The 12,220-nt window shown below is 65.3% G+C and carries 8 protein-coding genes; 7 read left to right on the forward strand and 1 reads right to left on the reverse strand.

Annotated elements, in window-relative coordinates; all coding sequences use genetic code 11:
• Nucleotides 1–113 precede the first annotated feature (113 nt).
• Nucleotides 114–515 (reverse strand): cupin domain-containing protein, encoded by a 402-nt coding sequence (locus tag AC3WQY_RS24285; protein WP_492711176.1) that lies wholly within the window; start codon nucleotides 513–515, stop codon nucleotides 114–116.
• A gap of 512 nt (nucleotides 516–1,027) precedes the next feature.
• Here AC3WQY_RS24285 and AC3WQY_RS24290 point away from each other — a divergent pair.
• The 7 genes from AC3WQY_RS24290 to AC3WQY_RS24320 all read left to right on the forward strand — a co-directional run.
• The gene (locus AC3WQY_RS24290) at nucleotides 1,028–1,231 is read left to right on the forward strand and encodes a cupin domain-containing protein (protein WP_492711177.1); all 204 of its coding nucleotides are present in this window, start codon (nucleotides 1,028–1,030) and stop codon (nucleotides 1,229–1,231) included.
• 10 nt (nucleotides 1,232–1,241) lie between these two features.
• Nucleotides 1,242–3,953: a winged helix-turn-helix domain-containing protein gene (locus AC3WQY_RS24295; protein ID WP_492711178.1), complete on the forward strand. Its 2,712-nt coding sequence runs from the start codon at nucleotides 1,242–1,244 to the stop codon at nucleotides 3,951–3,953.
• A gap of 268 nt (nucleotides 3,954–4,221) precedes the next feature.
• Nucleotides 4,222–6,438, forward strand: coding sequence for a TonB-dependent receptor (locus tag AC3WQY_RS24300; RefSeq protein WP_492711179.1), 2,217 nt, complete (start codon nucleotides 4,222–4,224; stop codon nucleotides 6,436–6,438).
• A gap of 25 nt (nucleotides 6,439–6,463) precedes the next feature.
• Nucleotides 6,464–8,557: a hydantoinase/oxoprolinase family protein gene (locus AC3WQY_RS24305; RefSeq protein ID WP_492711180.1), complete on the forward strand. Its 2,094-nt coding sequence runs from the start codon at nucleotides 6,464–6,466 to the stop codon at nucleotides 8,555–8,557.
• Entirely contained in the window at nucleotides 8,554–10,257 is a 1,704-nt protein-coding gene (locus AC3WQY_RS24310; RefSeq protein WP_492711181.1) for a hydantoinase B/oxoprolinase family protein, read from the forward strand. Before AC3WQY_RS24305 ends, AC3WQY_RS24310 begins: the two co-directional genes overlap by 4 nt.
• Before the next feature lie 22 nt (nucleotides 10,258–10,279).
• Nucleotides 10,280–11,077: an aspartate/glutamate racemase family protein gene (locus tag AC3WQY_RS24315; RefSeq protein WP_492711182.1), complete on the forward strand. Its 798-nt coding sequence runs from the start codon at nucleotides 10,280–10,282 to the stop codon at nucleotides 11,075–11,077.
• Between the two features lie 24 nt (nucleotides 11,078–11,101).
• A partial coding sequence (locus AC3WQY_RS24320; protein WP_492711183.1) for a cytosine permease occupies nucleotides 11,102–12,220 on the forward strand: 1,119 nt, incomplete at its 3' end.

Raw genomic sequence — 12,220 nt, forward strand, 5'->3', positions numbered from 1 at the left:
GGTCGCTGCCTCATGTCCAACACTCCTTCGGCCTGATCGGCCCCTAGTGTGTTGCGTCGACCGATTGAATCCGCCGCGAGGAGCGGCCGTTCAACCACGACAGTGCCCATGCTTCAAGCATCGCTCACGGTCTCGTGCTCGGCAGGAATGAAGATCTCGAGCAGTTCGCAATCCTCGGACCATCCGACCACGGTGTGGCGGATGTTGGGTGGCTGCACCCAGCTCGAGCCCGCATGCAGCCGGCGCCGGCCGACACCCTCAAACTCGGTCTCGAACCACCCTCTTAGGCAGTAGACCATCTGGAACTGCACGTCATGGTGATGACGGACGCTCAACTCGGGCCGGTAGGGCTCGATCATGCGGATCACATGCGCTCGCGCGAGGCCGTTCGTTGCCTCAGCGACACCCAGATCACGATAGGACGAGTAGCTGCGCAGACCCCCGGTCTTAAAGGCAGCCTCGTCATGGTGGCTGAGGACGAAGCGGTGCTGCTCGTTGGATGACGGCGTGTTCATGTGAGCTCCAGTGACTGCCCGAATTCCGATCAGACCTCGCGACGACGAGCTTGGCAATCCTAAGACCACGCTTGCAGCGCTCATCGAGGCTGCCTGCAGGTGTGCGCTGGGCCAGCGTTCAAGGGTTGCGGATTTGATCGAGCGCGTGGCATGCCGGACGGTCGGCATCTCCGATATGGAAGGCGAAGGCGCCGGGCTCATGGCCAAACGGCAGTCGCTGATGGATGGGGCGTTCTACCAAATTACCCCTACGGACCTACTCAAGCGGGTAGGGAATTCGAGCCTGGCTGGAAGTTGTACCCGTCGAAATAGTTGCCCGAAACGGGGCGCTGCCCAAGAGTTCAGTAGCGCAGCCAGCTGGCATGCCCCATGTCCATAGATCGAGGAGCCGACACATGCAGGTACACAGATTCCCGGCGCTCAGCGGTGCGTACGCGTTGACCTCTGTGCCCAGGATCGATTTGGCGCCCGTCAGTCGGGCGCAGATCGGCTTGTGCCGCTTCGAAAAAGGCATGCGCAGCCCCTTGCTTGGCATGCGCAGCAGCGCGGCTCATGAGCTCGGCTATGTGGTGAGCGGGCGACTGCGCATCGACACGGCCGACGCGAGCTACGAAGTGCGCGCAGGTGACCTGCTGAGCACCAGCCCTGCGCAAGAGCACAGCACCACCGCCCTGGAGGACAGCGAGATCTTCTTTGTGCTGTTGGACCCGAAGTAAAGTCTCTGCCATGAGCGATGCCATGGCGCCGAGTTCCAGCCCCTGGATGTGGGTGGGCAAGCTCGCCCCGCCGCAAATGCAGCTGGACGCGGCACCGCGCGAGGCCTTGCTCAAGCGGCTGCGCGATTACCGGCGGATGTCACTGGTGCTGGTGACCTCGCCGCCGGGATTCGGCAAGACGACCCTGCTGGCTCAATGGCGCCAGGCTCTGTTGGCCGATCCCTCGTCTGGGCCGGTGGCCTGGCTCTCGCTGGACGATGCCGACGCCGATGCGGGGCGATTCCTGGCCTATGTGCTGCTGGCGCTCGAAGGTGTGGGGGTGGACCTGCAAGGCCTGTCGCTGCGCGCGCACGACCAGGCGCTCGACGCCGACCCGGAGCGAACGCTCGCCGCCTTGCTTCAGGCGCTGGAGCGGCATGGTCAGCGCATCACGCTGATGCTTGACGACTACCAGCGCGCCGCCTGTCCGTCGATTGATCAGGTGCTGTTGACCTTGTTGGAGCGCGGCAGTCGTTGGCTGCAACTGGTGCTGGCAACCCGGGCCAGGCCGCACCTGCCGCTGGCCATGCTGAAGGCACGCGGCCTGGTGCACGAGGTGGACGCGAACGACTTGATTCTGTCCCTGTCCGAGGCCAGCCATATTCTCGGCGCCGGACTGGACCGCGCCGAACTGGCCGTGGTTCATGCGCGCACGGAAGGCTGGGCGGTCGCCATCCAGCTGACCAAGCTGTGGCTGGAGCGAGGCGCGGGCTCTTCCCATGGCCTGCGTGCGCTCTCGGGTCGTGTTGCCGAGGTGGCGGAGTACCTGGCCGAACAGATCGTCGCGAGCCTGCCGGACGACGCCCGCGCATTCCTGCTTGAAACCTCCTTGCTGGAGCGATTCAACGCCGAGTTGGCGGACGTCGCACGTGGCCGGCATGACAGCGCCGAGTTGCTGGCCCGCCTCGCGCCATACGAAGCTCTGCTGGTGCCGCTCGACATCGAGCACAGCTGGTTTCGCTACCACCTGATGTTGGCGGATTTTCTGCGCCCGCGCCTGGATCCGGCGCGGGCCCGGCAAGTGCATCGCGCCGCCGCGCCCTGGCTGGCCCGGCAGGCGGATTGGGTGCTGGCAGTGTCACATGCCTTGCAGGCTCAGGACACCGCGTTGGCGATCGAGCTGGTGCACCAGGCGGGCGGTTGGGAGCTCGTGCTGCGCAAGGGCATCCAGTACACCCGCAGCCTGCTGCAGCAGTTTGACGACCTGACGCTGCGCACCGAGCCTGAGCTGCTGCTCATGCAGGCCTATCTGCACGCCAAATTGGGCGACGAGGCGTTGTCGACCGAGTTGCTGCGCCTGGCCGAGGTCGTGATCGCGCCGCGCGAGGCCCCTCAGCTCAAGCGGGACCTGGCCGTCATCAAGACCCTGGTGCATGTTTACTTTGACCTGCTTGCCGAGCCGGGCCTGTGGCCAACCAATTCAGAGTCGGCCAACGCCATGCTGGCAGACGATCCGCTCGGCCAGGCCACCTTGCTGTGCGGTGGTGCGGTGGCGGCGCTGGCCTGGGGGCGCATGGACGACGCGGCGCGAGCTGCGCAAGCCGCGCGCGCGCGCATGCGCGTCGCCGGCAGTTCCTTGGGCGAGAACTACTGTCTCATCCACTGGGCGCAAGCCCTCGGCTTCTCCGGGCAATTGCAGGCCTCGCGACAGTATGTCGACGAGGCGTTGGCTCTGGCCGAGGCCAACTTCGGCACCGACAGCACCCTTAAGGCCCTGGTCGGATGTTTCAAGGCCCAGCATTTGTACTGGCAGGGGCAGTGGACCGAGGTGCCCTCCTGGCTGCATGCAGGGCAGGAAACGCTTGAGCATGTCGATGGCTGGCTCGACGTCTTTGCCGCCAACGCGGAGGTCAGCTGGCGCATCGCACTTCGGCAGGAGGGCCTGCAGGCTGCCCTGGCCTTGCTGGACCGCGCCGCCCAATTGGGTCGGCGCAGAAGTCTGGTCCGGCTGAGTCGGCTGGTGCAAGTTTGGCGGGTCGACTTGCTCGCGCAATGTGGCCTGGTGCCACAGGCCCAGCAGGAGGCGCTTGCCGCCAACCTCGAACAGTTGCTGCCGCTGACGCCGCAGCTGCAGCCCGGTCTCGGTATGGACTGGCGCTTCATCGAAGCCGGTGCGCTGGCCCTGGCACGCCTGCAGCTGGCAGCCGGGGCGGCCCAGGCCGCCCAAGTGCGCCTGGAACGCGCTGCGCGCGCGCTGCAGGAGCATGGGCTGGCATTGCCCGCCTGGCGCTTGCGCTTGCTTGCCTTGTTGTCGCGGCGCCGGGCCCAGGACGGCGAACTCGCGGTGGCCGACATACAGGCGGTGCTTGCACCGCTGCTGCAATCCGGGCTCCATGGTCTCCTGCTGGAAGCCGGGCCGGCCGTGTTGCCCCTGCTGCAGCAGATGGAGGCCGCATTGCCGCCTCAGGCCCTGCTCATGATCACTCAGTTGCGTGGCTGGCAGACGCATCCGCCGCGGCAGCGTGCCCAGTTCAGTGCCAAGGAAGCGCTGGTGCTGGAGCTGCTGGCAGCAGGTCAGGCCAACAAGGCGATCGCGCGCGCGCTCGACATCTCCGAGAACACCGTCAAGTTCCACCTCAAGCAGATCTTCCAGAAGCTGAACGTGGACAGCCGCAGCGCCGCCATCAGTGCGGCCTTGCAGCAGGGCCTGGTGATGCACGGCACCGTGCAGACCCGCAGCTGACCCCGCCACGCCCGCATCGGCCGCGGCGCCCGGCCCTTCTCAGGTCTTGCCCTTAGCAAACCACCCGCATGGGTAGGTTCCTCGCGCCCGGGTAGCGAAGCCTACCCGGAGCGTGCATTGAGCATGCGAGGGCGAATTTCTACATTGCACTCAGCCCGCAGCAATCCGGTGTTGCCAGCTCCTCCCGCTTCTCCAGAAACAAGGAATACGTGCAATGTCTCTCTCTACATTTCCAGGCCGCTTGGCCCTGCTGAGTTCAGCACTCGTGATGGCTTGGCCTCTTGCCGCCAGCGCACAGACCGATGCGTCCACCAAGGATGCAGAAACGCAAGAACTCGAAAGGCTCGGCACTGTCGTGATCCAGGCGCGCGGCCGCACCGAGACGCTGCAAAGCGTGCCCATGTCGGTGAAGGCCTTCTCGTCTAAGGCGATCGAAGACGCCGGCATCCGCAAGCCGGGCGATTTCGTGGCCATCACGCCGAACCTCTCGCTGGCGGAGACGCAGTCGGTCGGGACCTCCTTCATGACCATCCGCGGGCTGTCTCAGGTACGCAATGGCGAGGCGCCGATGGCGGTGGTGGTGGACGGCGTGATCCAGTCCGACGCGAAGCAATTCACGCAGGAGTTGTTCGACGTGCAGAGCATCGAGGTGCTGCGCGGTCCGCAGGGCGCGCTCTATGGGCGCAATGCCTCCGGCGGTGCCATCCTGATCCGCACCAAGCAACCCGGCAATCAAAGCAGTGGTTTTGCTCAGCTCACATTCGGCAGCGGTGGCGAGAAGATCCTGCAAGGCGCGCTCAGCGGTGCTCTGGTGGAGGATCGCCTGTTCTTCCGCCTGGCCGGCAGCGCCACCGATCGCAAGGGCTATTTCGACAACCCGGGGTTGGGCCGCAAGGCAGATAGCTACCGCGACCAAACCCTGCGCGGCCTGCTGAGCTGGAACGTCACGTCGGCACTGACTTTGGACCTGCGTACCAACTTCGTCCGAGATCGTGCCGGCGGCGGCAATTTCCAGTACCAACCCACCCATCTGAAATCGGACTGCACTGCCGACGAATCGAACGCCTTTGACTTCACGCGCCTGGATCCGAACGTTGCGTCCAAGATCTTCTGCGCCAACAACTTGGGGCGCAACACGCGCGACATGGACGAGGTGACCCTCAAGGCTGACTATGACCTGGGCTTTGCCGCGTTGACCGGCATTGCCTCGCACAACAAGATCAATGAATACCTGGCTGCGGACCAGTTTCCCTATACCGCCACGCGCAATCTGTTTGGCATGTTTGACGGCACGCAGACCCAGTTCGTCGAGACCAGCAGTGACTCGGTGGAAGTGCGGCTGACCTCGCCCACCCGCAAGGGACTGCGCTGGATGGGCGGCGTCTATGGCTTGCGCACCAAGCGCTTCATCTCCACCACCACGGGTTCGGACCTGGGCAAGGGCGTCGACTTCATCAGCTACGACCCGGCCTTTGCCAGCCTGAGCAATCCCACCCTCAGCTGGTTTGCGGACCACAACCGCAACACCGCCTCGGCCGTGTTCGGCAACGTGGATTACGACCTCAGCTCCAAGGTCGAGGTCTCGCTGGCCCTGCGCTACGACCGCGACGAGCGCGAGCAGACGGTCGACGCTCGCCAGTCGGTGGGCCTGCCGGCGGGCTGCAGCAACGCCGATCCGGCCGCCTGCACCAAGTCGGCGACCTACAGCGCCATGCAGCCCAAGATCTCGCTGCGCTACAAGGCCGACGATGGGTCGCTGAGCTACGCCTCATTGGGCAAGGGCTTCCGTTCCGGGCAGTTCAACCAGAGCGGGGTGGGGGCGGCGGCGGCAGGCGCCACGCCGCCGGTCAATGGCGTGAAGGACCAAATCGGCGCCGAGATCACCAAATCCTTCGAACTCGGCTACAAGACTTTGCTGCTGGGCGGTGCGCTGCAGCTGAACACGGCGGTGTTCAAGACCGAGGTCAGGAACGCGCCGTACTTTGTCTTCATCGGCTCGGTGGGTGCGCAGGTGCTGGTGCCGTTGGACAAGGTCAGCCTGACCGGTGGCGAGATCGAGGCGGTGGCGCACCTGGGCTCGGCGCTGGATGCCTATGCCGGCCTGGGCGTCACCAGCAGCAAGATCAAAGCCTATGCGGTGAATCCTGCCGCGGTGGGCAAGCAGGCACCCTATGTGCCCAAGCTGAGCGCCAACCTTGGCGCGCAATACCGCTATGCCATCAGCCCGGGGCTGAACCTGACGCTGCGCGGTGACCTGATGCTCAAGGGCAAGCAGTACTGGGACCCCGAGAACAGCCTCGCCCGCGACGACGTGATCCTGCTGAATTTGCGTGCGGCACTTGAAGATGCCAAGGGCAAGTGGTCTGCCGCGCTGTCGGTCAACAACGCGACCAACAAGCTCTACAACGCCGAGTGGGTGTCTGGCGGTTTCACCGCACCGGCGCTGCCGCGCGTCGTGCGTCTGGATCTGCGCCACAACTTCTGAGCGGCGCCTGCGCGCCCATACCATCATGACCATCCATATTGCGACCGACGTCGGTGGCACCTTCACCGACCTGGTGCTCTACGACTACGACCCCCATAGCCTGCGCGGCGAGTTGCGCACGCTCAAGGTCGATACCACGCCCCCGCAGTTTGAGCAGGGGGTTCTCAACGCCATCCTGCGCAGTGGCGCCGATCTCTCCCAGGTGGCCATGTTGGCCCACGGCGCGACGGTGGTGATCAATGCGCTGACCGAGCGCCGCGGCGCCAAGACAGCGCTGATCACGACGCGCGGTTTCCGTGACGTGCTGGAGATCGGCCGCGGCAACCGGCCCGATCTGTTCAACCTCAACTTTGTCAAGCCGGTGCCCTTTGTGGAGCGCTATCTGCGCCTGGAGGTGAGCGAGCGCACCACCCACCTGGGCCAGGTGCAGACGCCGGCGGCCTGCGACGAACTGCCGGCCATCGTCGGGCACCTGCGCCGCGAGGGTGTGGAAGCGGTGGCCATCTGCTGCCTGCATGCCTATCGCAATCCGCAGAACGAGGCCGCCATTGCGCGGGAGCTGCGCCGCCTGATGCCGGAGATCCCGGTGGTGGCGTCGCACGAGATCAGTCGGGAATGGCGCGAGTACGAGCGCAGCAATACCACCGTGGCTTCTGCATACGTGTCGCCGGTGGTGCGCAAATACGTGCAGGCCTTGCAGGCCGCCATCGGCGAGCAGGGCTTCGACGGCCATCTATACCTGATGCAGTCCAATGGCGGCATGACCAGCAGCGCCGGCGCCATTGCCAACCCGGTGTCGATGGTGGAGTCCGGGCCGGCCAGCGGCATGCTGGCGGCGCAGGCGCTGGGTCAGTTGATCGGTGAGTCCAACCTGATCGCGCTGGATGTCGGTGGCACCACCGCCAAATGCACGCTGATCCATCGAGGCATGGTGCCGGTGACCACCGAATACCACATCGAGCGAACGGCCAAGCATCCCGGTTACCCGATCCAGACCGCAGTGATTGATCTGGTCGAAATAGGGCAGGGTGGCGGATCGATTGCCAGCGTCGACGCGGGCGGCCGTATCAAGGTAGGGCCCCAGAGTGCGGGCGCGCACCCCGGCCCTGTGGCCTATGGCCGAGGCGGTGACAAGCCCACCACCACCGATGCCAACCTGCTGCTGGGCCGCATCGATGCGCAGCATTTCCTGGCCGGTCAGGTACGGCCCGATCTGGAAGCGGTGACCGCGGCCTTTGCGCAAGTGGGGGCGCCGCTCGGGCTGGATGGTCTGGAAACGGCCCGCGGTGTACTGCGTCTGGCCAATGCCAATATGGTGAACGCGCTGAAGCTGGTGTCCACCAACAAGGGCTATGACCCACGCGACTTCGCGCTGATGGCCTTTGGCGGCGGAGGTGCTCTGCATGCGCTGGAGCTGGCCGAAGAACTGCGCATTCCACGCGTCATCATCCCGACCAATGCCGCGGTGTTCTCGGCCTGGGGCATGTTGCTCACCGACATACGCCGCGACTACACCCTGACGGCGTTGTGCGCACTGGGGCCAGATGTAGCTGCGACGCTAGGACGGCAGTTCGCCGAGATGCAACAGCGTGCACGGCAAGACTTCGCGGCCACCGGCATGAACGAAGCGGAGATGACATTCGCGCACTATGCCGACCTGCGCTACATGGGCCAGGAGCACACGGTGAAGGTGCCTGTCGACCTGGTGGCACTGGGACAGCAAGGCGGCGTGGCTTCGCTCGCCGACCGTTTCCACGCCGATCATGAGACGCGCTACACCTACCGGCTGCCCGCTGCCGGCATCGAGGTCGTCAACTTCCACTTGGTCGCCAGCGTGCATGTGGTCAAACCCAAGCCGCAGCTACGACCCGCTGGAAAGGCCCACGTCGACGACACCGTCGTGGGCAGGCGCCAGGTCTACTTTGAGCACCATGGCGAATTCAGCGCTGCCGTGCATGACGGGGCGCGCCTTGAGCCCGGCATGCAGCTGCGTGGACCGGCTGTGGTGCAGGACGCCGCTTCGTCCCTGGTGCTGCCTCCACGGCATTCGCTCAGCGTCGACTCGTACGGCAACTTCATCATCGATCTGCAGTTCGACGCCGCACAGGAGGCCGCATGAACGTCCAGAACATTGCCATGGCGCAGGCGACGCGCTTCGACCCGGTCACTCTGCAGGTCATCAAGGATGCCCTGACCGCCATCGGCCAGGAGATGTTCCAGGTCATGATCCGCACGAGCATGAGCCCCATCATCTACGAGACTACGGACTTTGCCGTGGGCCTCACCGATGCGCGCGGCGAACTCATCGCGCAGGGCAATGGCGTGGCGGGCTTTCTCGCCACGCTCGATACCGCGGTGCAGAGCGCTCTGCAGCACCATCCGGCCGCCAGCTTGCGCGACGGCGACGTCATCATCACCAACACGCCTTATGAAGGCGGCGGCACCCACCTCTCGGATGTCCTCATCATCGTGCCCATCCTGTTCGAGGGCGAGCTGGTCGGCTTCTCCGTCAACAAGTCTCACTGGACCGAGATCGGCGGCAAGGACGCAGGCAGCGTTTCGACCACGGCACGCGAGATCTATCAGGAGGGTCTGCACCTGCGCTTCGTGAAGCTCTACGAGGCGGGGCGCCTGAACCAGAGCCTGGTGGATGTGATCGCAGCCAATGTCCGCATGCCCGAACAGACCTTGGGCGACATGCATGCGGGCGTGGCCGCGGCGCGCACTGGTGAGCGGCGCGTTCAGCAGCTGTTCCAGCGCTATGGAGCCGACACCGTCGGTTTTGCGATGGGCGATCTGCTGGACTATGGGGAGCGGCTGACGCACGCACAGCTGAAGTTGCTGCCCGAGGGCGTCTACGAGGCCGAGGACCTGCTGGAAGAGGATGGACTTGGCAACGGGCCGTTCAAGCTCAAAGTCAAGGTCACGATTGCCGGCGGCCGCATGACGGCCGACTTCAGCGGCACGTCGGCGCAGGCACCCGGCCCGATCAACTCGACCCGTACCGCCCTGGTGACGGCCGTGCGTTGTGCGCTGAAGGCCATTACCGATCCTGACATCCCGGCCAACGGTGGCTGCTTCCGCCATGTGGACATCGTCTGCCCCGAGGGCACCGTGATCACGGCGGTCAGCCCGGCGCCAGTCTCGATCTACTACGAATCGCTGGTGGCCGTGATCGAGTTGGTGTGGAAGGCCCTGGCGCCTGCCATGGCGGAACGCTTGCCGGCCGGGCATTACCGCAGCGTCGGCGGCACCTTCCTGGCGGGTACGCACCCTGACAGCCAGCAGTTCTATGTGCTGGGCGAGCCGCTGCTGGGAGGCTGGGGTGCGGGGCACGACCGCGACGGCCTCAACGGCATGTTCTGCTGCGCCAATGGCGAGACCTACAACATCCCGGTGGAGCTGGCCGAGAGCCGCTACGGCGTGCAGATCGAGCAATACGCCTTCCATCAAGAGGCGGGTGGCGCCGGTGAATTCCGCGGCGGCCGCGGTGTCGTGCTCGACTACCGGCTGAACTCGGACGAGGGCTTCCTGACCGTGACCTACAGCCGAACCGAGAGCCGGCCATGGGGACTGCTGGGTGGGGCCGAGGGCAGCTCCAACCGCGCCGAGATCCATCGCACCGACGGCAGCATCGAACGTCGCACCATGGACACCGGAGTGAGTGTCAAGGCCGGGGAGCTGATCCGTATTGTCACGGGCCATGGCGGCGGCTATGGGGACCCGCGCCGTCGCAGCCGTGCGGCGATCGAACGCGACTTGCGCGACGGCTATATCAGCGCCGCGCAGGCGCTGGCCGACTATGGCTACCGCCCTTGAGGCGTTGACGGAGCAATCGAGCATGCAAGAAGACCAAGATGCCGTGCGCCTGCGCTGGCTCAATCCGATCGGCCTCCACACCTACAACCAGCCGATTGCCGAGCTGCTTGAGAGCATCAAGCAGCCCGCGACCGAGGTGGAGGTCGTGTCCCTGGACCTTGCGGCCTCGCCCTCGCACCTGGAGTACCGCAGCTACGAGGCGCTGATGTCGCAGGGCATCGTGGCCAGCGCGCGCGACGCCGACCAGCGCGGCGTCGATGCAATGGTGATTGGCTGCTTTTACGACCCGGCCCTGGAGGATGCCCGCGAAATATCCGGTGCCACGACGGTGGTGGCACCCTGCCAGGCATGCCTGGGCGTCGCGGCGCAGCTGGCCAATCGTTTTTCCATCCTGGTGGGGCGGCACAAATGGGTGGAGCAAATGCACGAGCGCGTGCGTGCCTATGGCATGGCGGATCGATTGGCCTCGTTTCGTTCGCTGGAGATGGGGGTGGACGAGTTCCAGCAGGACCATGCGGTTACCCGCGCGCGCATTCTTGAGGAGGCCTACCGGGCAGTGAAGCAGGATCGCGCCGAGGCCATCGTGCTGGGCTGCACCCTGGAGTTCGGTTTCTTCCAGGAGGTGCAGCGCGAGATCGGCGTGCCGGTGATTGATGCGGTGGTCGCCCCCTTCAAGCTCGCCGAGCACCTGGCGCAGCTGAAGCGACGCTTCGGCTGGACCCCCAGCCGGGTGTGGAGCTGCGAGCCGCCACCCGAGCAAGAGCTGCAGCGCTTTGGCCTGTTCCAGGCGCCCCCGGCGCTGCGTGGCCGCCGCTTCTGATCCCCATCGTTGGAGTAAATCCGCATGAAGAGTTCAATCGACGAGGCACAGCTGAGCTGGGTCGGCCTGGCCACCATCTGGTTCGGCGGCATGATCAGCGTGCCTTCGCTGCTGATCGGCAGCACCCTGGTGGCCGGACTGCCTTTCTGGGACGCCTTGCTGGCCGGCCTCCTCGGCTTCACGGTGGTCGTCGTCTTCATGAGTCTGGAAAGCGTGGCCGCGGTGGAGCAGCGTCTCGACACCGTCGAGCTGGCCTCCGCTGCCTTTGGCCGCAACGGTGCCCGGCTGGTGGTGGGGCTGGCGCTGGGCGTGTCGTTGCTGGGTTGGTTCGGTGTGCAGAGCGGTGTCGCCGGTGGATCGATTGCCAAGATCGGCCAACTGGCTTTTGGCTGGCAGTTGTCGGCGGCCTGGGCGTCGTTCCTGATCGGCCTGTTGATGATGCTGACGGCGGTGTTCGGCTTCAAGTACCTGAAATGGCTGAACTATGTGGCGGTGCCCTGCAAGGTGGCGCTGGTGGTGTACGCGGTGACTCTGGCGTTTCAAAGCCAGGGTTTCGAGGTCATCACACGCTATCGGCCGGATCCGGCGCACAAGCTGGACTTCGCCACCGCCATCGGTTTGTCCATCGGCTTCTTCTCTGTGGGCGGGGTGATCTCGCCCGACTATGCGCGCCACGCGCGGACGCGCCTGGATGCGGTGCTGGGCTCGGTGCTCGGCCTGCTGCCCGCGGCGCTTGGCCTGGCTGCATGCGGCGCCATGCTGGCCATCATCCAGAACACCTACGACATTGTGGAGATCTATGCCAAGCTGGGCATGCCCGTGCTGGCGCTGAGCGTGCTGATCATTGCGACCTGGACCACCAATGTGATGAACGCCTATTCGTCGGGGCTGGCCATCAACCAACTGCTGCACTGGCCCGAGCGTCGGCGTCAGCTCGCCACCTTGATGGCCGGCGTGCTGGGATCGTTGCTGGCTGCATCCGGAATTCTGGGAAGCTTCATGAGCTTCTTGATGCTCCTGACCGTCACCATTCCACCGATTGCCGGTGTGCTGGTGAGCGACTACTGGATTGCGCGCACTTATCAGCGCGGCAGCTCACGCCGCTACAACGCCCATGGCATGCTGGCCTGGGCGGGCGGGGTG

The organism is Roseateles sp. FW301-B2 (genome assembly GCF_058788955.1).